We start from the raw sequence: 23,281 nt of genomic DNA, 5'->3' as shown, positions 1-23,281 counted from the left end.
AACAAAAATAATTTTTGACCAATATGCCCGACCGCCAACCCATTGCCCTGATCGTCGATGACGAGCCCGATATCTGTGATTTGATATCAATGACCCTGCACAGGATGGGCGTCCGCGCAGATATCGCCATGTCGGTGACGGAAGCAAAACGACGTCTGAACGAAAAGCACTATGATTTCTGCTTGACGGATATGCGGTTGCCGGATGGCGAGGGGCTGGAGATTGTTGCGGAAATTCAGGACTTCCCGGCGGAACGGTTGCTCCCCGTAGCGGTCATCACCGCACACGGGAATATGGACACCGCCATTACGGCGCTCAAGCTTGGCGCATTTGATTTCGTCAGCAAACCGGTCAACCTTGAGCGTCTGCGCAGCCTGGTACAACTGGCTCTGCGATTGAATGAAGGCCGAGTTGTTGAGCAGCAGGAGTTTCCGCCGCTGCTGCAGGGCCCTTCGGAATCCATTCAAAAACTGCGCTCTCAAATCGAGAAAATAGCGCGCAGTGATGCGCCCGCGCATATAGTCGGTGAAACCGGCACAGGTAAAGAATTGGCGGCACGCAGCATCCACGAACAAAGCCCCCGCTCGGACAAGCCCTTTATCCCCGTGTACTGCGCAGCGGTCCCGGCAAACAATATCGAAGAAACTCTATTCGGGCGAAGGGATTCCGACAGTCTTAGCTCCGGTATCGTTTTTGCAGCGAACGGCGGCACCTTGTTTCTCGATGAAGTTTCCTGCCTTCCGCCGGAAACACAAATAAAGCTTCTTCAGACCATCCAGGATAAAAAACTTCCCGGCGCAAACGGAAATGCAGGCCTGGACCTGAACCTGCGTATTCTCAGCGCCAGCCAGACTCCCCTGATCGAAGAAGTCCGCACCGGACGCTTTCACAGTGACCTTTACTATTGCATCAACGTCATCGAGCTGCACGCCCCACCAGTGCGGCAGAGAAAAGATGATATTCCACTACTGGTACGCAACACGTTACGTAAAATTTCGGTGGATCGTAGAGGTGGTGTACCGAAGGCATCTCAGGATGCCATTAACGCCCTTCAGGCATACACCTTCCCAGGGAACCTGTTGGAACTGGAAAATATTCTTGAACGGGCAGTCACCCTTTGCGAGCGGAATACACTTTACGCAACTGATCTGCTGATTCCGGCCGAGCAGCCCGCAGCGGGCGCCTCGCTATATTCAGAGCCAACAAAAAGCCAACACACAACCAGCCAGCCACTAGGCCTCAAGCCACTGATGGAATCGGAGCTACGAAGCTATCCAGGCCAGTTCTCCGCTTCCGATTACTCCACACTGGATGAATTCCTACAGACGATTGAGCGCACTGCAATCGAAGATGCACTTAGTGAAACAGACTGGAACCGTACTGCTGCGGCGGAAAGGCTGGGGATCAGCTTTCGGTCACTGCGCTACCGACTGAAAAAACTGGGGCTTGAAAACGAATAACCCGGCAAAAGCCGGGTTATTCAAGAAACATCCCATGTGCTTCAAACTATCCGCGCCTCGCCTTTACCAGCAGCTGGCAGGATTAGAACCTGTGGCGTTACGCACTCCAGACTGACTCAGTGTCAAGGTTGTACATTTCGCATCTGAAGACTGCACGCCACCAGCAATCGGCGTCGCCGTAAGTGTAAACGTTGTCGCTGTCAACGCACCGGTTATGCTATACATGCTCTCCCCGGAGGCGATAGAACCACCTGCAGTATTCAGCGTAGCTCCGACACTACAACTCGCGTGCACGTAACTACTATACGCCGTGTAGCAACGCTGTAACCGCTGGCTGACATCATTTAGCGATGCTTTCGCATCTGCACGATTACTCTTGCGTACGGATTCCATATACGACGGATACGCAATTCCGGCAATAATCCCGATGATTGCCACCACAATCATCAGTTCGATCAAACTAAACCCTTGTACTTTTTTCATTACTTTAAAACCTTTGATTAACGCAATTGCCGCCAGGACATACGGCCCACCGCATCACCCGGGATTGAACCCTCGTGCACCTCCAGCTCTCCCTTGATGTTGTTGGTCGGCAGGTATGCCTTTTCACCGTGCTGAACCATATCGGAGTACCCGATGATTGCATAATCTACTTTTTCGCCGTCTTCACCGAAAATTGAATGGTTCGGAAATTTGTCTCCGACGGCCTTGAGTTCCATCTGCCAGCCACTACCACCAAACGCACAGGGGTCCGTTGAAGTGATCAGGGTCGGGAACAGAAGGCGATCATATCTCAGCAAAGGTTTACTGATTACACGCTCGCCAGTTACTGAACCGTCAACACTCAAATCCAGATACCAGCCCTTTTGGGTGGCCCACCAAGACGTGGTGTCATTATTCGAAATGGTGCGGGTATTCGACTCTGAACTAATATCCTTTTCCATCAGCACACTGCGACCGGAAACTGCCGCACCTTGATCGGCTATAGCGTAGAAGCTGTTAACGACACTCCCCACTTCGTTATCGCTGCTCGACAGGTAACTGCCGGTACCGAAGTACACCATGATTGCATTGTTCATCTGCTCGTTGAGACCGAGTGTCGGCGCTGCGGTGATCGGCTGGCGGTTCGTTCCATCCGTTGCAGTAAATAGAGGTACATCGACGCCTCCGGACTGGAATGCAACGCCCCAATTATCCGGGTCTGTAGAATCGCTCAAATCAAACTTCCACATATTACCCAGCAGATCACCGGCGTATGCCGTTACCACCAGCCCATTGCCATTGGTCAATAAAGATGGTGCAGCAAGACCGTTGCTTCCGGATGTACCGGCCTGAATCACACGAGTTTCGGTCGTCGGATTTTCCAGATCGATGACAAATAGCCGCGCACGCTCTGAATCCACCCCGCCAGAGTTGTAACCATTCCCAAGAATTACCTTCCAACCATCCAGAGTCGGAGCAATAACGGGCTGCCCAGTGATATTGCCTAATTCAGGAAAATCCGCTTCGGTAAGCTCGAACAGCACATCGTCTTCAGGATCGAAGTTCGCCGGATCCGTAACATCCAGCACAAACAACCCTTTCCCGCCAGCACCCAGAGTACCTATCAGAATAGTCTTCCAACTATTGCCTATATAGGCATCGCCAACAAAAATCGGGCCGTCAACATTGTAGGTATGAGGATTACTACCAGTCCCATAGTTTGGCGCTGTGAGATTTTTCAGCTTGTCGTAAATAGTTGAGGGAACATACGCAAACAGCTCATTACCGTTAGCAGCATTGAAACCGTGTAACATTCCATCATTGGCATTCACATACAGCACTTCCGCGCGATTTGTCTTGTATGCGTTATAGAAGGTGAGGTAGCTACCCCCGCCAAGATCAGCAGGCAAATTATCGAAACGGTACTTTTCTTTCCCCGCAAACACTGGATTGGAGTTCACCACATCACCGAGGATCGATTCACGGTCACGCAAACCATCAACATCATCCCCTCGAACCCAATCCAGCCGGTTCATACCGTCGGCCTCAGTGTCACTTCCGATCAGCGCGGCCTTTTGTACATCGGAGAGATTAGCCCAAAGAAAATCTACACCGCTACCATTCGCGCTAGTACCAATATTCCGGCTAGCGTGAGAGGCGAACTTGTTGTCATCGGTTTGCCAGATAGTAGAACCGAGCGTGCCGTTTTCGGTTAATTGACGCGCAGTCAGTTGACCGGACCAATCAGCACTGTCGAACATTGCCTGATAAACCACGGTATCGGTGCCGAGACGAGTGGAGTTAGTGGCTACAGACGAGGCTGCGCCAGCGGCCGACGCCACCTGGTCCAGAGCCTTGCTGAGACTTTCTTCTAACTCGGCAGGATCAATAGCAAAATAATATGTCTCTGGATCAGTAGCACTGATACTTTCAACAGTCGGGGCCTGTCCATTTTCATCATCACCGAACCCACCCCATTTTGCAGCGTAATATAGCGGCGACTCCAGCAAAGTACCTGACGAATCGCCAACAGAATAGGTTTCTACGCTGGCAAGCGCATCAGAATGGCTGAAATTACACGCACCTTGTCCGCCATAGCCATCCCCAACTCGGCAATTACAACCACCACTGACACCACAAGCTTTATCCAGAATATTTTCCGGCGTATAAGTGAAGCCATTAATTCCAGAATGCGCGTGGAAACCATCCCGGGTAGTCCCACTGATAACATAACCAAACCCCATCGCATCACCGGTAGACTGGGCCATCACCTGTGTTGTAACTTTCACTTCTGTTGCAGTTGCCTGATACTTGATCAACCCCCACATATCCTGGTCGAAGTCACCACCTTGCTCACTGTCCTCCCAGTTGACGTACAAAGTTCCCGACGTCCCATCTGTAGTCTGCTCGATAATTTTGAAGTCGACGATCGCACAATTCCCCGACACCTTGTTATTTCGACACGCCGGCAGAATGGTTACAGACTTGCCGTCACCCGAGACCGGAATAGTGACCTGGGGTACCGCCGGAGCGAGAGCAACGCCATACGTAGTTACATTACCTACGTCATAATCAGTCCGGATCTTAGAGCTGCGTGCGTAATAAGCCAGGCCAGCAATGTCATAAGTTCCGCCAAGGCGGGGCGCATCGGGGCAGGTACCTGCCACGTCAGAAAGGTTTGCAACCGACTTGGCAGTACACAACTGGTTGGTATCACCTCCGCTTTCACCGACGAAATAGTGGTTACCATTGACACCCTCCGCGGTGCCAATCTCATTTGTCCAGGAATCAATGGTGCCAATCGCGTTCAAATCAGATGCATCAGAAAAGTCATCATCATAAGAGCTGCTGGATGCATTGAACTGGATAATATTCAAGGCTGCACAGTGATTAGCGCTACCAATCGGATCAACCCAAGTAGCGGAGCTTAATCCGGAGATGTAACTGGTATCATCAGCACCACTTGGATCAAAATCTGTGTTGACCGATTTACCGGCGAGATACCTCAAGGACTCGAGATAAATTTCTGACTGGGGATTACCCCAGTTGGAACAGCGCCCGTCCGAGAATGAATTCAACGCCCACGGGCAGTCATCCGCAACATCGTCGTTATAGGCACCATTATTACCGCCACCGCTATACCTATATCCGTATATACGCAGTTTATTCAGGGTGCTGACAATACCTGCCGAGCTGATAAAGCGGCCATCTGCATCCGCGTCAATTTCATCACTAAGATCCGCGATATTTTTTCTCAAAACACCGCCAGATTTATTTTTTCCGTAAGATCCAGTCATCAACCCAAATAGAATTTCTCCGTTCTGCCCGTGCTTTTGCAGCAAGCCTGAAGGCTTGGAGTTACCATCTGGATAGGAGCGACAGCTTTCCTCGAGAAGCCCAGCCTTACACACCTGAACTCTAGCATTATATTCAAAGCCATCGGTTTTGCTCGGCGCACTGGAATAGGCATTGATTTGACTATCGGAAGAATTGTTACCATTGCTCCCGCTCCCCCAACGACATTGCCAGCGCTCATTGCTCGCCCATAATGAATAATTCCCTTTCATTACCATAATCTTGGGAGCACGATTATTAGTCTGGGAAAAAACATTTGTACTATTGTCGTATGTAGCGCTATCCGTTGCGTTACATAGCGTAATACCGGAATCTTTCGAAGTTCCCGCCGGAAAATTGTGCCCCGTTAATTTACTGATATTCGGGCCGTTATAGTACTTGGCAAAAGCATGAGCATCTTGAGGCAGGAACGCGCGTTCAAGAACAGTAATTCCGTCTTTATCACCATCCGTGGAGCGCAGGCCGCCATACAAAATTTTCCGCACTGCGTCCATACGGGTCATGGTGGCCCAGTTAAGAAAGTTGCCACTCCATTCACCGTCCACAGAATCACAAAAGTGATTGGTTGTGAACGCCTCAGGTTCAAAACGTCCGGATTCATAGCTATAACACTTATTGCTATCAAAATAGCCATAGTAGTCATAGTCATTCATATAAGTTGTATCGGCGATACCATCTTCATCAAGGTCTGTATAGTCATCATAAGCCTTGAAATATAGCTGGTGATCATTGGACATATTCAGCATCACCAGCGGCTTTACCGGCTGCGCCAAAAACAGCGGCGACTGCGCCAGCTCGAGTGACAAGGCACTGTGAGCGACCCCGAGGCTGAGTAGAGGCGCGGCGATATTCTGTAACAGCTTGGTTTTAAATTTCTTTAACATGATCGTTGTACTCATCCTGACGGCCGCTGTTATTTCTTGTAGGTGGACTGAAGAATGACTTCCGAAGTGTCGGTACCACCGAAACCGTGACTGGTAACCCGGTAGAAAGTACGCTCTTCCGTTTTTAGACTAGTTTCAAAATCAATCGCACCACCTTCCGATACTACTGCAGAAGAAGTGGTTACCTCTTCAATCACAAATTGCGGCTGCTGACTAACCCATAAAAGTCCGATATCTTGCTGCTGAGAACCCGAGGCCCAAGTGTAGGTATCCCAAAAACCCGACTGAGTGGAACCGTCCATCTCTGTTGTATACCCATCCGAAACATCGTTATCAAAAACTGGCGGGGTCAGCGAACTCAATATGGACTCCCCTTGGCGCAAGCCTGCCTCCGCAGCCTGAAAAGCAAGGTTACGATCGCGGAGGTTACCCGCCATCAGCTCCTGCATGCTGCTGCCACGAATCGCAGCCATACCAACGATGGTCATCAATAACACCATGATCAGGCCAACGATCAGTGTGGCTCCACGCTGCTGCTGCATGGATTGGATACCTGCTATTTGAGACATAGGGTTTCTACCTGTTTCGTCTTCTCGTAAATGAAGTCATTGCAGATTACTGCGTATACCGATGGTGCTACTAAACACCTGGCGCAAACGGCGGTCGGCTGGGGTTGTGGTAGCACCATTGAAGGTATAGGGCTGCGCTTCAGCGAGTACATTATTTTCGCCACTGCGAACCAGCAGCTGGATACGCACACTGGTAACCTGATCCCAAGCGGCACCAACCGCCGTCGCAGTGAGATAATCATCCGGCACGCCATCACTGCCAGTATCTCGACCGTAAAGAATCTGCATATCCTCCACGCCCTCAAGTAGCTCCTGCGCATTGCCGCCGTTCACCCTCTGCCACAAGCCCGGCACACCCGAAGCACCTTGATCGGAGATGTAGTAAATCGTGGTATTAAGCTTGGCTATTTCAGCATCTGTATCGAAGGTTTCGTACAGGCCTGTTGCACTGGCACCACCCCAGGTTACCGTAGCATTACCCGGACTGCTTCCCGCACCGTGATCAAGAATTGTATGTGTATTACCAGAAGCTGCAGCGGCACCGCTGACCTGAAATACACGCGCCTTCGTGCAATCTGAAACTACCACAATGTCACTGGGGCAAAAGCCACTGACCCCCGCCGAATTGTCTGCACAGGTAACGGCGGAGTTAGTAAACTCGGCTAATACCGCTGTGCCGGTATTTGGTGCGGCTACCCCTACGGCAGTCCCGCTGGCACTACGGACCAGCAGCACGTCGGTCCCCGCAAGTACATTTGTCGGGTAGCCGGCCTCCAATGTGCCGGTTGCATTATCTACCCCCTCAAGAGGCGTAGCATAGTCATACAAGAGACTATTGGGCGTGTTAAGCATGTTGCTGATGTTGGCGTTACGGCTCATACAACCCATGTAGCCCGCCATCCGAGCATCTGAAGAGAGAAACTCCATCGCCAGCCGCCCGGTTTCCTGAACCCGCGCCACCGCCTGCTGGGTAGAGAAAGTCGCACGACTGGAAAGAAACAATTGAATTACCCCAGTCATCAAGATCAAGCCGATGGTAATAGAGATCATCAGCTCGACTAGAGAAATACCATATTGCTTACGCATGATTGATTCCTTACAGGCGAGAGGTATAGACGAATGAACCGAGATCTTCAGTTGTATCACCGGAGCTGTTTTGTTCTGCCCATTGCACGGTCACTGTACACAGGCTCGTAGCGGCCACACATTCAACGGCGCCATCCGCCCCGGGCAGCATCTCGGTCAAATTGACGTGCCACTCGGCAAGATCCTCTTGCGCAGTAGTAGTGCCTGTTGGAGCATCGTCGGCCATAGCCATACTGTAATCCGCAATAGCACCACGGTTAATACGGATACGATCGAGTATGTCGTAAGCTAGGATATTGGCCTGCGAGCGGAGATAGGCGCTGTGATTGTATTGCAGAGATTTACTTTGCAGTGCTGCAAGCGCCAGCAGAGAAGTCCCAAGAATCAAAACGGTAACCAGAACTTCAATCAGCCCCGCCCCTTGCTGTTTTTGCATCTTTCTCATCCTCAGAATTAGGAGCAGCCACTAGTGCTACGGGCTACATTCAACATCCCTGCAAGCCCAACGGTCACTGTGCGAGCGGCATCCCCAGCACAACCAGTAATGCTGGCGGACAATGAGATCGCCCCGCCAGTGGAATTACCCAATACACCAAGGCGATTGAAGCGGACAAAATTCACCGCAGTGCTGTTCTGGGTAGCGGATACCGAAGCGTTATTGCCGGGAACCTCCCATAACCGCAGCACCTCTTCCACTGAGACTGCGGCGGCGCCATCAGTGGCTGCGGAGTCCACCACCACCAGCCAGTTATTCGCCCAGCTACCATTACATGTCACACCATCGGTACTGCCGCATACCGAAACCCTTCCCCCTCTTTTTACGGCTTCGCTGCGCGCGTAGTTCATTACAGACACAAGCTCCTCCCCAAGAGCCAAGGAACGATTGTTGTTAATCATGGTGCTGAAGCTGGGTACGGCGATGCCAATGACAATAGCCAACACTGCAAGTGTCACCATCAATTCGATCAGGGTAAGCCCCTGCTGTCGGTATACCATGGTTTGGAAACTCCCCAATAACCCAGATATCGTTGCGCGATATCTGTCTATTTTTTGCCCGCCCTTTTGAACTAGCGAGTCAATCACCCAATTTGGTACGGATGCACCCCAAATACTGGCGCATATTCTATCTGACCCACAAAAATCAGCGGAACGTCACTGGATACATATTTGGCGCAATGTTAATTTTTTTGCACCCTATCACGCCGCGGGCTTAGGTATCAGCAATCACCGATAAACGGCAATTTGGAGGGGGCAAACGGCGACCAGGACGGACGTCGACCAAAATACAGGCAGTTCAGGGAGGAGTTGTGAAGGCACGCGGTCTCACTTTAATTGAGCTTCTGATCACACTCAGTATTCTCGGGATTCTTCTTGCAATAGGGATTCCCAGCTTTCAACAACAACTCGAGTCCAGTCGCACCCGCTCGGCGGCGGATATGCTGATGGGAGCCATCAATCTCACTCGCGGTAAAGCCGTTGCCACGAATCGCCGTGCGACGATGCGAAAGCTCGGAGAATGGCAATCCGGTTGGGAGGTGTTTATTGACCGAGATTTTGACGGAGAGCGGGACACGGACGAGCCGCCGATCGCTACGAGCAGTGCCCTAACCGGGGTCACTGTCACTACGAACGGCCCTCTGGCCAATTATGTTTCATTTATTGGCACCGGGGAGAGCCGCCTTGCAGGCACGGTAAGTAATGGCGGCTTTCAGGCTGGAAGCTTTACCATTTGCCCAGAGACCGGAGGGAATGGCTACCAGTTGATACTATCCCGCGGTGGTCGCGTCAGAATTGATACGCTGTCCGCCGCAGATTGTTGAAAACCAGCCCTTAAGAACGTAGCTCTTTGGGCAAGCTGAAACTGATATTTTCCGGCGTACCGGCAATCTCATCCGGCGTATCGGCACCCAGATCCCGCAATTTCTGGATCACCTGCTCAACAAGGACTTCCGGCGCGGATGCCCCCGCGGTGATACCGATGGTATTTTTCCCCTGCAACCAGGTCGCATCGATACATCCAGACCCATCGATCAGATAGGCCTCAGCACCACAGCGCTCAGCCAGCTCCCGCAGGCGGTTGGAGTTTGAGCTGTTAGGACTCCCCACGACCAGTACTAGGTCACACTCCAGCGCCAGCTGCTTTACCGCATCCTGGCGATTCTGGGTGGCATAGCAAATATCGTCTTTACGGGGGCCACGGATATTGGGGAATTTGGCCCGCAGGGCGTCGATGACTCGTGAGGTATCGTCCACTGACAGGGTGGTCTGGGTGACGAACGTCAGGTTGTCCGGGTCAGTCACTTCCAGTGCCGCCACGTCCTGCTCATCCTCCACCAGATATATAGCACCGCCATTTGTCGCGTCATACTGACCCATGGTGCCTTCAACTTCCGGGTGCCCTTCGTGGCCGATCAGGATGCACTCGCTACCGTCACTGCTGAACTTGCTAACCTCGATGTGCACCTTGGTCACCAGTGGACAGGTGGCATCGAAGACTTTGAGCCCGCGATCAGAGGCTTCCTTCTGTACTGCCTTGGAGACACCGTGGGCACTGAAGATGACGATCACATCGTCTGGCACTTCATCCAGCTCATCCACAAACACCGCACCCCGCTCGCGCAGGCCGTCGACCACGAACTTGTTGTGTACCACTTCGTGCCGTACATAGATCGGTGCACCGAACACGTCCAGGGCGCGATTGACGATGTCGATAGCGCGATCGACGCCGGCGCAGAAGCCGCGGGGGTTGGCGAGGCGAATTTGCATCTTGCTATGTCCTTGACCTGTCGAACCAATCAATCAGTTGACCGAGGCCACTTCGAGAATTTTTACGTGAAAGAATACGGTCTGGCCCGCGAGAGGATGGTTGAAATCTACTTCCACGTCATCTTCACCGATCTCGCGGATCACTCCGGGCAGTTCACCGTCACCGTTATCGAAGGAGACAACTAAACCTTCCTCCAGCTCCATGTCCGGCGAAAAATGGCCTTTTTTTACTTTCTGGACATTTGATGGATTGCGCTGGCCGAAACCCGCTTCCGGGGGAATTTCAATTTCAGCTTCGTCGCCAGCCTTGAGGCCAAACAGGGACTGCTCGAAGCCCGGCAGCAGATTGCCATCGCCCACGATAAAGGTGGCCGGATCCCCTTCAAAGTTGGAGTCGATCTCGGAACCGTCGTCCAGTTTGAGGCTGAAGTGCAGGGTTACCCGGCTGTGCTCGCCAATTACGTTATTGCTCATAAAACTACTCTAAACCCTTACACTTCGGCGCCGTTATTGTCGGCCTGCGCACTCTTGTCTTTAAAGAACAGCAGCTCAATCACCAACATGGCGGCGCCAACGGAGATGGCCATATCCGCCACATTGAACACGGGGAAATGCCAGCTGCCGTAATACACGGAGATAAAGTCCCGCACGTAGCCCAGCACCATACGATCCCACAGGTTGCCCAGGGCACCACCGAGAATCAATGCCAGCGCGATGGGCTCCCAGCGCTTTTCCAGCGGGAGGCGCTTGATCCAGACAGTAACCACCACACTGAAAACCACGGCGATGGCACCAAAGAACCAGCGCTGCCAGCCACCGGCATCGGCGAGAAAACTGAACGCTGCACCGTAGTTTTCTGCGTATGTGAACTGCAGGAACCCGGGAATGATTTGCAGCGCCGGGCCGTACATAAAGCGCTCAACTGCCCACACTTTGGTGACGATATCGATAACAATCACCACCAGCGCCAGCAGGTACCAACACCAGGGAGTAGAGAGAACCTTCTGCATCGTCTTAGGCATAGTGACGCACCTCGCCCTCGCCGCTCACGTTTTCCACGCAGCGTCCACACAGCTCCGGGTGCTCGCTGTTGCGACCGACGTCTTCGCGGTAGTGCCAGCAGCGGCCGCATTTGGGCGCATCCACTTTATGTACTGCAACCCGCAGGCCAGCCAGTTCAGTTTCTTCGGCACCGGCGGCATCGGACAGCGGCTGCACAGAAGTGGAGGAACAGATCAGTACGAAGCGCAGCTCATCTTTCAGTGCATCCAGTTTTTGCTGCAGCGCTGGGTCCGCGAACAGGGTAACGGATGCCTGAAGAGAGCCGCCGATATTACCGGCACCGCGCTGCTCTTCGAGCACTTTATTGACCGCGGTTTTCACATCGGCAATGGCTTCCCAGAATTCGCTGTTCATTTCCGCGTTTTTCGGCAATGCCGGGAATTCATGCCACTCCGCCAACATCACACTATCTTCGCTATTACCGGGCACAAACTGCCACAGCTCTTCGGCGGTAAAGCTCAGAATCGGTGCAACCCAGCGCACGAAGGCCTGCACGATGTGGTACAGAGCGGTCTGTGCAGAGCGGCGCGCGATACTGTCTTCCTTGGTGGTGTACTGGCGATCCTTGATGATATCCAGGTAGAAGCCACCCATTTCCACCACGCAGAAGTTATGCAACTTCTGATAGATCTGGTGGAACTGATAGCGGTCGTAGGCCGCAACAATTTCTTCCTGCAGCTTGGACGCCTGCTCAATGGCCCAACGGTCCAGTGCCAGTAACTCGTCCACGGGCAGCTGATCTTTTTGTGGGTCAAAGCCGGCCAGGTTGGACAGGAAGAAACGCGCGGTGTTGCGCAAGCGGCGGTAGGAGTCCGCGGTGCGCTTCAGAATTTCGTCAGACACCGCCATCTCACCACTGAAATCCGTGGCAGACACCCACAGGCGCAGCACATCCGCGCCCAGTTTGTTGATGACGTCTTGCGGCGCCACGGTGTTGCCGATGGACTTGGACATCTTGCGGCCCTGGGCGTCCACGGTGAAGCCGTGAGTAAGCACTTGCCTGTAAGGTGCGCAGTCGTTGATGGCGATCGAGGTTTTCAGAGAAGACTGAAACCAACCGCGATGCTGGTCGGAACCTTCCAGGTACAGATCTGCAGGGAAGCGCAGGCCTTCGCGACGATTCAATACCGCGTGATGGGTCACGCCGGAATCGAACCACACGTCCAGAGTGTCGGTGACCTTCTGGTAGTTGTCTGCGTCGTCGCCCAGCAGTTCTTTGGCGTCCAGTTCGAACCAGACATCCATACCGCCCTGCTCGACTTTCTCCGCAATCTTTTCCATCAACGCCGGGGTATCCGGGTGAATTTCCTGGGTTTCTTTGTGCACGAACAGCGCAATGGGCACGCCCCAGGTACGCTGACGGGAGATACACCAGTCCGGACTGGCATTCAGCATGGAGTCGATGCGCGCCTTGCCCCAGCCGGGGATCCACTGCACTTCGTCTGCCGCTTTTTGCGCGTGCTCCAACAGGTCGTTCTGCTGCATGCTGATAAACCACTGTGGAGTTGCGCGATAAATCAGCGGGGTCTTGGTCCGCCAGCAGTGTGGGTAGCTGTGTACCAGTTTGTCTTCATGCAGCAGTACATTTTTTTCTTTCAGCAGTTCGACGATCTTGCCGTCGACTTTGTACACGTGCTCACCGGCGAATACCGGTACGTTGTCGCGGAACAGGCCGTTGTCGTCGACGTAATTCAGGGTCTCAATACCGTAGCCCTTGCCCACATTGAAATCGTCCGGGCCGTGGTCTGGTGCGGTATGCACACAGCCGGTACCGGCGTCTGTGGTGACATGATCGCCGAGGATGATTGGCAACTTTTTGTCGTAGAAGGGATGATTGACTTTCAGGTGTTCCAGCGCCGCGCCCTGGATTCGGCCAACCACGTCGCCGCTCAGGCCAGCCGCTTCCAGCACCGCTTCTTTCAATTCAGCGGCGACCAGCAGGCGTTCATCGCCCGCCTGTACCACGACGTATTCCAGGTCCGCATTGACGGAAACCGCCTGGGAAGATGGCAATGTCCAGGGTGTGGTGGTCCAGATCACTACCGACAGGTCGCCATCACCGGCGTGGCCGCCCGCCGCATCGGCGACGGCCAGTGCGGTCTCGTTGGTAACCGGGTATTTCACATAGATGGAGAGGGACGTTTTATCCTGATACTCCACTTCCGCTTCCGCCAGCGCAGAGCCGCCCACAACACTCCAGTAAACCGGCTTGAAACCGCGGGACAGGTGGCCATTTTTCACCACGCCGCCGAGGGCTCGGATGATGTCGGCTTCAAACTCGAAGTCCATGGTACGGTAGGGGTTGTCCCACTCGCCGAATACTCCCAGACGGATAAAATCTTTCTTCTGGCCTTCGACCTGCTTGGCGGCGTATTCACGGCATTTCTGGCGGAAGGTTTTGTGGTCCACCTTGGCCCCGGCCTTGCCAACCTTCTGTTCAACTTTGTGTTCGATGGGCAGGCCGTGACAGTCCCAACCGGGCACGTAGGGCGCGTCGAAGCCGCTGAGGGTTTTCGACTTGACGATGATGTCTTTCAGGATCTTGTTAACTGAATGACCGATATGAATGTCGCCGTTGGCGTAGGGGGGGCCGTCGTGCAAAATAAATTGTTCACGACCGGCGCGGGCTTCACGAATCTTTTCGTAAAGCTTTTCTTGTTGCCATTTTTTCAGAATCTCCGGTTCCCGGTTCGGCAGATTGCCGCGCATGGGGAAGTCGGTTTGTGGAAGATTCAGGGTCACTTTGTAGTCGGTCATTAGCTATCTACTTCGGTTGTAGCTGGAAAATAATTCGTTGTTCGAAATATCCTGCAGAGCTCCAATGCTTACGGAGTACAGGAATTTAAATCTCAGAGGGAGCAATGGGGCTAACAGCAGAGCTCTATTTTCGGCTCCTAAAACCCTGTACCCGATGCTCCGCCTTCGCATCTGAGTTTTGAAGCATTCTGATGCGAATGGGAAATTTCAGTTAGCAAGAATTGCGACTTGCAAACCAGGCTCTTGCATTATGTATATCTTCGGCGATTTTCTGCTTGAGAATGTCCAGTGACGCAAACTTCTCTTCATCGCGCAGCTTGTGGCAAAAAGTGACTGCGATTTCCCGGCCGTACAGATCACCGCTGAAATCGAACAAGTGCACTTCCAGCAATGGCTTTGCACCCTCGCCCTCTACGGTGGGGCGGAAGCCCACGTTGGCCACACCGGCCACTTCCATACAGCTTCCCGCCATCGGGCTACCGTTGGTGCGTTTTGCGGTGACCGTATACACCCCCACTAGCGGAGAGCGGTAGCGATGTAAACGCACATTGGCGGTAGGTGCTCCAAGCTGACGGCCCAGGGCTCGACCGCGCGCAACCAAACCCGTAATCCGGTAGGGCTTACCCAAGAGCTGCTCAGCCAGGTCAAAGTCCGCGCTTTGCAGGGCTTCGCGAATACGCGTACTGCTTATCCGCTCACCAGCAATCTCCAGCGTTGCAGTGTCCTCGACCGTAAAGCCGGCCGCCGCGCCCGCCTTTTGCAGCAGCGCATAGTCGCCGCTGCGATCACAGCCAAAACGAAAATCGTCACCCACCACAAGATGGCGCACACCGAGGCCATCTACTACCACCTGCTGTATAAACGCTTCGGCACTGAGGCTGCGCAGGCGCTCGTTGAACTGTAGACACAGCACCCGGTCCACACCCGCATCGAAGAGCGCCAGCACCTTCTCTTTGAAGCGCATCAGACGCGCCGGGGCTTTTTCCCCGGAGAAGTACTCGTGGGGCTGAGGCTCAAAGACGATCGCAACCGAAGGCAGTTTGTATTCCGCCGCCCGCGCGCGCAGCTGGGTGATGATCGCCTGATGCCCCAGATGTACGCCATCGAATGATCCGATGGTGGCCACGCAACCCTGGTGGCATGGCCGCAGATTGTGCAGCCCGCGAATCAGCTCCCGTTGCTCGGTCACAGTGCTTCCACCACTTTTCGTCGCCCTTGCAAAATCAAGCGGCGCAGTATAACGGATTTCAATGGCTTCTGGGCACCGTCAGCGGTCATGAAGTCGCCCGAAAATGGCGCGGACGCAGGCCGCTGATGAGGAGAATAAGGCCGTAGGTGGCGCCACCGGCGACAACCATAACCCCCATACGCCAGGCCCGCTCCCACCACAACCAATCGTGCCAGCCGGACCAGAAATGCAGAATTCCGAGCAACACCACCGCCATCGCCAGGTTCGCGAACAGCAAACGTGACAGGAACCCCCACCAGCCGGGCTCCGGCGCGTACACACCGCCCTCGCGCAGCCCCCGGTAAAGGAGGAAAGCATTGATCGCGGCCTGCCCGGCCGTGGCGGCGGCCAGGCCCATGTGGCCAAGCTGGAAGTACATGTGCAGCGGGATGACGAATAACAGGCTGAGCACCATCTTCGAGGCGATGGCGATCAGGCCGAATTTCACCGGGGTGACGGTGTCCTGGCGGGCAAAATAACCAGGCGCGAGCACCTTGATCAGCATGAAAAAGAGCAGACCGAAGGTGTAGGCTCGCAGGGACCAGGCGGCCATTTCCATATCCCACGGGGTCATGTTGCCGTGCTGGAAAAGAACCGTGAGCAGCGGCTCGGCCAGCACGAACAGGGCCACCGTCGCAGGCAGGGCGATGAGGGTGACGCAGCGCAGGGCCCAGTCGATGGTGTGACGGAATTTTCGGGGGTCGCCACCCACGTGCTGGCGGGACAGGTTGGGCAATACCACTGTGGCCACCGCCACACCGAACACTCCCAGTGGCAGCTCAACCAGCCGATCGGAGAAGTACAGCCAGGTCACGGAGCCCGTGGGCAGGAAAGACGCCAGTATGGTATCCAGCACCAGACTGATCTGGGTGACGGAAACACCGAAAATAGCAGGCGCCATCAGACGCAGGATCTTGCGCACACCGGGGTACCCCCAGTCCCACTTGGGGCGCGGCAACAGGCCCTGCTGCATCAGAAATGGAATCTGGAACAGCAACTGCACGACCCCGGCAGCCAGCACCCCCCAGGCCAGCGCCATCACCTGGGGCTCAAACCAACCCGCAGCAATCGTGGCCGCACCAATGAGCACCAGATTGAGCAGTATCGGGGTCAGCGCGGGAATGGCGAAGCGGTCAAAGCTATTGAGCATGGCCCCGGCAAAGCCGGTGAGGGAAATCAGCATCAGGTAGGGGAAAGTGATGCGCAGCATTTCCGTCGCCAGCGCAAACTTCTCTGGCTCATTGCCGCCCCACCACCAGCCGAACGCAAAGAGACCAGTCACAAGCGGCGCGCACAATACGCCGAACAGGGTCACCAATAGCAGGGTGCCACCGAGGGCACCGGCCACCCGGTCATTCAACTCGCGAACGGCGGCAATGCCGCCCTTCTGCCGGTATTCCGCCAACACGGGGACGAACGCCTGGGCAAAGGCGCCTTCGGCAAACAGGCGGCGGAAAAAATTGGGAATCTTGAACGCCACAAAAAAGGCGTCTGCCGCATCACTGGCACCGGTGAGTCGCGCAAATACGATGTCCCGCGCCAGCCCCATCACACGCGACAATAAAGTGGCACCACCCACTACGGAGGTTCCGCGCAACAGCCCCTTTTGCGGGCTATCTTTCTTGACCTGCGGAGCCTGATCTTGTGATTCCTGTTCGGGCGAAGATGCTGCCACGTCCGTGATTCCTGGTTGGCGATCGCTAAAGAATGGCCGGCAAGTCTACCGCAATCCAGAGCCCCGGCCACCTGCGGCGGCAGAAGCCTCCTACATTTTGCCAATTCCGAGCCTACGGTTGGCGCGAGGGGGAACTATACTCAGGGTAAGCAGTTGGCGAGCCACAGGGAGTGGTGGCAAAAGAGGAGAAATGGAATGACCATCAACGCATTGATTATCGCACTGATTCTGGCGGTATTGTTGTATGCCGTGATTGCGATGGGCCCTCGCCCCCAGCGGGTTCGGGTGCGCATCGACCAACCGCGGGACCGGCGCTACCGGCGTCGGCAGGGCTGAAATGGCGTTTGATCGACAGGCTCAACTCAGGGGTTGAACCACGTCACAGGGCAAGCTGCCACATTTCGCCATAATTGCTGCGGAATTTGCCCCATGGGCGCCATGTCAGTGCCTCCTTGCAGGAGTTAAATGACTCTCAACCGAAGCGGGAAACACACCCGATCGGAAACAGAGAGCAGTCATTTCAATCCAATCGCAAGGAACACGATCATGAAAAAGTTGTTGATGGCAGTAACACTGAGCAGTCTGACCCTGAGCACCATTGCTTCTACAGAGGCCGCCACTGACACCGAGAACGCATTACAGGGCTCCCCCCTGACTCCGGCCAAGCAGGCCACTGTATTTACCGGCGCCGCAGTAGCGGGCGCCGCCGTAGGTGGCCCGGTTGGCTTTATCGCCGGCGCCCTCGGTGGAGCCTGGCTGGGCGAACAGATCAAGCAAGCAGAAGAGGCAGACATGCTCGCAACTCAACTCACCGAAAGCCGTAGCGAACTGGGCAACCTGGCGCAACAACTGGATGCGGCGCGACTGTCCGCCAACGACGCCCGCGAGCTGGCACTGGAAAGCCTGGAATTCCAGATGCTGTTCACCACCGGTGATGACGAACTGCAGGAAGCGCAAGAGCGCCAGGTCGCCGCCATGGCCGACTTCCTCAGCCGTCACCCACAGCTGCAGGTTCTCCTGGAAGGCCATTCCGATCCCCGCGGCAGCGACGGTTACAACAATGTACTATCTGACCAGCGTGCCCTCAGCGTTCAGCGCGCCCTGGAAGCCTACGGCATCGCCCCTGAGCGTATCGAACGCCGCGCCCTCGGCGCCAGCCAGTCCAAAGCCAACAAAGGCGACCTGGATGGCTACGCACTGGAGCGCCGGGTAGACATCCACTTCGGCATGCCCGAAGCGGTCGCCGGCTCCTTCTAAGCACCCCATTTACCCACCGGTTACCGCTCTACAAACGCGTCGACCGGTGGGACCCCGAGCAACCTCAAGTGCAACCCTGTAAGCAGTAACCTTGCGCGCAAGCATGTTGATGACTGCGCGCTTTTTTCCGCCTGCCAATCCGACAACGCGCACTTTACTTTGCCTATTGCCCCACTGTTCGGGCATGATTTTCGCGCGACCCATTCCAATAAACGGTTAATCAGCCCTAAGAACAGTCCCATGAGTAGCCCCACCATTGCCATCGTCGAAGACGAAATCGCCATTGCCGAGAACTACCGCGATGCCCTGCGCCGCACCGGCTACCAGGTGAACCTCTACCACACACGCCCGGAGGCCCTCGCGGCATTTCAGCAGCGACTGCCAGACCTGGCAGTGATTGACGTGGGCCTGGGCGCGGAAATCGAGGGTGGCTTTGACCTGTGTCGGGAGCTGCGTGCCATGGCCCCCACCCTGCCAATCCTGTTTCTCACCGCGCGGGACTCCGAGCTGGATATCATTTCCGGGCTGAGACTGGGCGCCGACGACTACCTGACCAAAGACATCTCCCTGCCCCATATGCAGGCCCGCATCAGCGCCCTGCTGCGACGGGTAAGCATCATGCAGTCTCAAAGTGACGAAGGTGAAACCCTCACCCAGGGCGACCTGTCTCTGGATGTATCGCGCCTGCACTGCCACTGGAACGGGGAGCCGGTGGACCTGACAGTGACCGAGTTCTGGATTGTGCACGCCCTGGCCAAGCGCCCCGGGCACGTAAAGTCCCGCAGCCAGCTGATGGAAGCCGCACGCGTAGTGCTGGACGACAACACCATCACCTCCCATGTGAAGCGCATTCGCCGTAAATTCCAGACCATCGACCGTAACTTCGACGCTATCAGCACCGCTTACGGCATGGGTTACCGCTGGCAGGTCGGATGAAACTTCGTCGCCAGCTGGTACTGCTCAGCCTGTGCACCCTCGCCCTGCCCTGGGCCGGCTGCCAGTACCTGCGCCAGGTGGACAAGGCCCTGAGCCAGGGGCAGATCCAGACACTGGAGGCCACGGGCAACGCCATCGCCGCGCGCCTTGCCAGCGCCCCGGAACTGATTGCACCGGACCCCCGCCGCACCGGGCGACCACCGGGAGCCCAGCTGTACCTGAACCCGCTACCACAAAAGCCCGTACTGGATGGTTACGGCGACGAGTGGCGGGCGCTCAACCTGCCCCCGCGGCCACTGCTGGACCAGAATGACAAATCGCTGGCGCAAATCACGCTCGGAAAGCGCGACAGTCAGGTATACCTGTTGCTCACCACAAAAGACCGCAGTGCCAGCTACCACGACCCCCGCAGTGACAGCCTTTCCAGTGGCGACACCGTCGAAATCTACACCGCCCGCCAGCAATACACCCTGCCAGTAGCAAGCCAAGGCCCGGTGCGCGCACTGTATTACAACGCCCGGCGGGGAGGCTACGAGCGCGAACTGCGCATACGTGGGCGCTGGAGCGCCTCCCCGCGCGGCTACCAGCTGGAACTCGCGCTGCCTTTCTCACTGACCGGTGGCGAGCTGGCTATTCGGGTGCTCGATCGGGTGCGGAGCGACGGCGGCGCTCCCGCCAGCCTCGCCACCACCCTGCCCGCCGATGGCCGGCCAGGCGCCTTGGTAGAGCCACTGCCCGCCCTGCAGCAGGAACTGGAACATTTCGCGCGCCCGGAGCTGCAATTGACCGTGGTCGATCAGGAGGGCTTTGTACTGGCCCGCTCCGGCCACATGACAGGACGCGATACGGAACAGCAAACCGCACCACTTGAAGAAGCCCGCTGGCTGCGGGACTGGTTCTATCGGCAGGTACTGGGCACGGACCAACTACCACCGCTGCCGAATGGCCAGTACCCGAAAACACTGACCGAGAACCGGGAAACTGCCTCGCAGTGGTTTTCCGCTCCGGAAAACGACCGGCGCGCCCCCGGGGACGAGCGTATTGGCGCAGTCAGTGTGCCGGTGGTCACCCGCGCCGACGATATCATCGAGCGCCCCCTGCTCGGCCGCGTCATCGCCGCCCAGTCGGCCAGCGCCCTGCAATCCCTCACCGAATCCGCCGCCCGCCGCCTGTGGCTGACCACCGCTGGCGCCGCAGGATTGGTACTGCTGTTACTGCTGGGTTACGCAAGCTGGCTCTCCTGGCGCATCCGCCGCCTGCACCGCGCCGCCCGCACCGCAGTAGATGCCAGCGGGCGCCTGCGCGGCGATTTCCCCCGCCCCTACCTCAACGACGAGCTGGGCGCACTGAACCGTGCGTTTGCCAGCCTGCTGGCCGAGCTGGATCACTATCACCAGTATCTGCGCAGCCTCGCCAGCAAACTCTCCCATGAACTGCGCACCCCACTGGCGGTGGTGCGCTCGTCGCTCGACAACCTCGCCGCCGGCGAACTCGACGCCGACAGCCGGCGCTATGCCGAGCGCGCCGCAGACGGCGGTGCGCGGCTCTCCTCTATCCTCAATGCCCTGTCTGCAGCGAATCACCTGGAAGCCAGCATCAGCCAGGCGGAGCGGGAAGAGTTCGATCTGCACGACCTTCTGACCCTGCTCACCCAGAGCTACGCCGACGCTCACCCCCGGCACCGCTTTGCCCTGCACAGCCCCGAAGGCCCCCAGCACTACTACGGCGCACCGGAATTACTGGCCCAACTGCTGGACAAACTGGCCGACAACGCAGTGAGCTTCGCAGCGGAGGGCACGACGATTCAGCTGGAACTGGAGGCGACGGAAAAACTATACCGGGTCAGCGTTAGCAACGACGGACCGCTGCTGCCGGAAGGGTTCGGGCGGAAATTGTTCGACTCACTGGTATCCGTGCGCGACGACGGCGGCAAAGCCGGGCACCTGGGATTGGGGCTACATATCGCCCGACTGATCGCGGACTTTCACCACGGAGAACTGCAGGCAGCGAACCGTGAAGAGGGCGATGGCGTGGTGTTTACGCTCACTCTCCCCCGCGGCGCACCCACCACAGCCTGAAGAGTCACAAACAGCCCGCCCCAGCGGTTGACAAACAACCAATGCTGGGGATAATGTCGCGTCCCAAACGGGCCCCCGGCCCGAATGTTCGAGATTTTACAGATTCCAGACAGGAGCAACCGGTGGCCAACTCACCTCAAGCGAAGAAACGCGCGCGCCAAAACGAAAAGCGCCGCAATCACAACGCCAGCCTGCGCTCCATGGTGCGCACCTACATCAAAAAGGTAGTTGCGGCCATCGATGCAGGTGATGCGGAAAAAGCCAAGACCGCTTACGCGGAAGCTGTGCCGGTCATCGACCGCATGGCCGACAAAGGCATTATCCACAAGAACAAGGCTGCTCGTCATAAGAGCCGCCTGAATGCCCAGGTTAAAAAGCTGGCTGCCTGATTTTCAGCAGACCCGCTTTCTGAGCAATAAAAAACCCCGCCATGGCGGGGTTTTTTATTGCCTGAAAAAAGTGGAAGCAAAAGGCTCCAACCGGCAGCGAGACGCCTGCGCGCCTCCCCACGCCCAGTTACAGCAAAATCAGGTTGTCGCGATGAATCAGCTCATCGTCATCGCGGTAGCCGAGCAGGTCGACGATCCGGTCTGAGGGCTGGCCGCAGATTTTTTGCGCCTCGCCACTGTCGTAGTTCACCAGTCCGCGCGCCACCTCTTCACCCGCCTCATTGACACAACTCACCAGCTCGCCGCGATGAAAACGGCCATCAACCGCCACCACACCGACAGGCAGCAGACTCTTGCCCTGACTGCACAGTGCGCGCGCCGCACCAGCATCCAGCTGAAGCTGCCCCCGCACCTGCAGCTGGCCCGCCAACCAGCGCTTGCGCGCCGTCAACGGGTCCGCTTCCGGCAGCAGTAGTGTCCCCAGGTCTTCGCCCGCCACCACACGCTCGATCACCGACTCATTGGCGCCACCGACAATGACGGTGCGGGCGCCGGAGCGCGCCGCCAGCTGCGCCGCGCGCACTTTGGTCGCCATACCACCGCGGCCGAGACCACTGCGGGAATCCCCCGCCATCGCCACCAGACGCGGATCCGTCGCCACCGCCTCGCGCACCAACTCGGCATCCGGGTTGTCACGGGGGTCTTCAGTAAACAGACCGTCAGCATCGGTAAGGATCAACAGCACATCCGCCTCCACCAGGTTCGCCACCAGGGCACCCAGGGTGTCGTTATCGCCGAAACGGATCTCGTCGGTCACTACCGTATCGTTTTCATTGATGATGGGCACGGCACCCAGCGACAGTAACGTCTTGATGGTACTGCGGGCATTGAGGTAACGGGTGCGATTGGAAAGGTCGTCGTGATCCAGCAGGATCTGGGCAGTGCGGCAGTCGTACTGACCAAAGGCGTGTTCGTACACCTGCACCAGATGGCTCTGGCCGATGGCAGCGGCCGCCTGTAACTGATGAATGGATTCCGGACGCTTGCGCCAGCCCAGGCGGTCCATACCCGCCGCCACCGCACCCGAGGATACCAACAGTACCTCGATGCCCCGGCGGCGCAGGGCACTGATCTGGCCAGCCCAATTGAGGATGGCTGCGCGGTTTACCCCGCGGCCATTGTCCGTGAGCAATGCGCTGCCGATTTTAATGACCCAGCGCTGGCTGGCGGATAACTGTTGGCGCGGCGAGATGGGGTCCATGTCTTCCTCTGTCAGGACGCGCCCCCACAGGAAAAA

Annotated in this window: 20 protein-coding genes; 7 read left to right on the top strand and 13 right to left on the bottom strand. The window is 56.3% G+C overall.

The window, feature by feature from the left end; genetic code table 11:
- Window positions 1-23 precede the first annotated feature (23 nt).
- Complete coding sequence (locus tag Q1A74_RS10605) at window positions 24-1,460, top strand: sigma-54 dependent transcriptional regulator (protein ID WP_299595603.1); 1,437 nt, start codon at window positions 24-26, stop codon at window positions 1,458-1,460.
- Between the two features lie 63 nt (window positions 1,461-1,523).
- Here the strand turns inward: Q1A74_RS10605 and Q1A74_RS10600 are convergent, their stop codons facing one another.
- The 6 genes from Q1A74_RS10600 to Q1A74_RS10575 form a co-directional block, all read right to left on the bottom strand.
- Window positions 1,524-1,943 (bottom strand): type IV pilin protein, encoded by a 420-nt coding sequence (locus Q1A74_RS10600; RefSeq protein WP_299595529.1) that lies wholly within the window; start codon window positions 1,941-1,943, stop codon window positions 1,524-1,526.
- A 17-nt stretch (window positions 1,944-1,960) separates the two neighbouring features.
- On the bottom strand, window positions 1,961-6,181 hold the full coding sequence (locus Q1A74_RS10595) for a PilC/PilY family type IV pilus protein (protein ID WP_299595527.1): 4,221 nt from the start codon (window positions 6,179-6,181) through the stop codon (window positions 1,961-1,963).
- A gap of 29 nt (window positions 6,182-6,210) precedes the next feature.
- The gene (locus tag Q1A74_RS10590; RefSeq protein WP_299595525.1) at window positions 6,211-6,723 is read right to left on the bottom strand and encodes a PilX N-terminal domain-containing pilus assembly protein; all 513 of its coding nucleotides are present in this window, start codon (window positions 6,721-6,723) and stop codon (window positions 6,211-6,213) included.
- A gap of 63 nt (window positions 6,724-6,786) precedes the next feature.
- Window positions 6,787-7,836: a PilW family protein gene (locus tag Q1A74_RS10585; RefSeq protein WP_299595523.1), complete on the bottom strand. Its 1,050-nt coding sequence runs from the start codon at window positions 7,834-7,836 to the stop codon at window positions 6,787-6,789.
- 10 nt (window positions 7,837-7,846) lie between these two features.
- Entirely contained in the window at window positions 7,847-8,272 is a 426-nt protein-coding gene (pilV, locus tag Q1A74_RS10580; protein WP_299595521.1) for a type IV pilus modification protein PilV, read from the bottom strand.
- Window positions 8,273-8,289: 17 nt separating this feature from the next.
- Complete coding sequence (locus Q1A74_RS10575; protein ID WP_299595519.1) at window positions 8,290-8,832, bottom strand: GspH/FimT family pseudopilin; 543 nt, start codon at window positions 8,830-8,832, stop codon at window positions 8,290-8,292.
- Between the two features lie 311 nt (window positions 8,833-9,143).
- On the opposite strand from Q1A74_RS10575, the gene Q1A74_RS10570 reads away from it, so the two are divergent.
- Window positions 9,144-9,656: a GspH/FimT family protein gene (locus Q1A74_RS10570; protein ID WP_299595517.1), complete on the top strand. Its 513-nt coding sequence runs from the start codon at window positions 9,144-9,146 to the stop codon at window positions 9,654-9,656.
- A gap of 10 nt (window positions 9,657-9,666) precedes the next feature.
- Here Q1A74_RS10570 and ispH read toward each other — a convergent pair whose 3' ends face one another.
- From ispH to murJ, 6 genes are all read right to left on the bottom strand, one after another.
- Window positions 9,667-10,602, bottom strand: a complete 936-nt coding sequence (ispH, locus tag Q1A74_RS10565; protein ID WP_299595515.1) for a 4-hydroxy-3-methylbut-2-enyl diphosphate reductase — start codon at window positions 10,600-10,602, stop codon at window positions 9,667-9,669.
- Window positions 10,603-10,635: 33 nt separating this feature from the next.
- Window positions 10,636-11,076, bottom strand: a complete 441-nt coding sequence (locus Q1A74_RS10560) for a peptidylprolyl isomerase (RefSeq protein WP_299595513.1) — start codon at window positions 11,074-11,076, stop codon at window positions 10,636-10,638.
- A gap of 17 nt (window positions 11,077-11,093) precedes the next feature.
- On the bottom strand, window positions 11,094-11,624 hold the full coding sequence (lspA, locus tag Q1A74_RS10555) for a signal peptidase II (protein ID WP_299595511.1): 531 nt from the start codon (window positions 11,622-11,624) through the stop codon (window positions 11,094-11,096).
- Window positions 11,617-14,421, bottom strand: a complete 2,805-nt coding sequence (ileS, locus tag Q1A74_RS10550) for an isoleucine--tRNA ligase (RefSeq protein WP_299595509.1) — start codon at window positions 14,419-14,421, stop codon at window positions 11,617-11,619. The genes lspA and ileS overlap by 8 nt, the downstream gene beginning before the upstream one ends.
- A 211-nt stretch (window positions 14,422-14,632) precedes the next feature.
- Window positions 14,633-15,610 carry a bifunctional riboflavin kinase/FAD synthetase gene (gene ribF, locus Q1A74_RS10545; RefSeq protein WP_299595507.1) on the bottom strand — a complete coding sequence of 326 codons (978 nt, stop codon included), beginning with the start codon at window positions 15,608-15,610 and terminating at the stop codon, window positions 14,633-14,635.
- 85 nt (window positions 15,611-15,695) lie between these two features.
- Window positions 15,696-17,324: a murein biosynthesis integral membrane protein MurJ gene (gene murJ, locus Q1A74_RS10540; RefSeq protein ID WP_299595505.1), complete on the bottom strand. Its 1,629-nt coding sequence runs from the start codon at window positions 17,322-17,324 to the stop codon at window positions 15,696-15,698.
- A gap of 195 nt (window positions 17,325-17,519) precedes the next feature.
- Here murJ and Q1A74_RS10535 point away from each other — a divergent pair, with 195 nt between their 5' ends.
- From Q1A74_RS10535 to rpsT, 5 genes are all read left to right on the top strand, one after another.
- Window positions 17,520-17,660 carry a hypothetical protein gene (locus Q1A74_RS10535; RefSeq protein ID WP_299595503.1) on the top strand — a complete coding sequence of 47 codons (141 nt, stop codon included), beginning with the start codon at window positions 17,520-17,522 and terminating at the stop codon, window positions 17,658-17,660.
- 210 nt (window positions 17,661-17,870) lie between these two features.
- A complete protein-coding gene (locus Q1A74_RS10530; RefSeq protein ID WP_299595502.1) occupies window positions 17,871-18,581 on the top strand; it encodes an OmpA family protein in 711 nt (236 codons plus the stop codon).
- A gap of 240 nt (window positions 18,582-18,821) precedes the next feature.
- Window positions 18,822-19,517, top strand: a complete 696-nt coding sequence (pdsR, locus tag Q1A74_RS10525) for a proteobacterial dedicated sortase system response regulator (protein ID WP_299595500.1) — start codon at window positions 18,822-18,824, stop codon at window positions 19,515-19,517.
- Window positions 19,514-21,595, top strand: a complete 2,082-nt coding sequence (locus tag Q1A74_RS10520) for an ATP-binding protein (RefSeq protein ID WP_299595498.1) — start codon at window positions 19,514-19,516, stop codon at window positions 21,593-21,595. Before pdsR ends, Q1A74_RS10520 begins: the two co-directional genes overlap by 4 nt.
- A gap of 122 nt (window positions 21,596-21,717) precedes the next feature.
- Complete coding sequence (rpsT, locus tag Q1A74_RS10515; RefSeq protein WP_299595496.1) at window positions 21,718-21,984, top strand: 30S ribosomal protein S20; 267 nt, start codon at window positions 21,718-21,720, stop codon at window positions 21,982-21,984.
- A gap of 127 nt (window positions 21,985-22,111) precedes the next feature.
- On the opposite strand, the gene proB is transcribed toward rpsT, so the two are convergent.
- Window positions 22,112-23,245, bottom strand: a complete 1,134-nt coding sequence (proB, locus tag Q1A74_RS10510; protein ID WP_299595494.1) for a glutamate 5-kinase — start codon at window positions 23,243-23,245, stop codon at window positions 22,112-22,114.
- Window positions 23,246-23,281 lie beyond the last annotated feature (36 nt).

This window comes from uncultured Microbulbifer sp. (genome assembly GCF_947504145.1).
Taxonomy (GTDB): domain Bacteria; phylum Pseudomonadota; class Gammaproteobacteria; order Pseudomonadales; family Cellvibrionaceae; genus Microbulbifer.
This window is presented reverse-complemented; position numbering and strand designations above follow the sequence as displayed.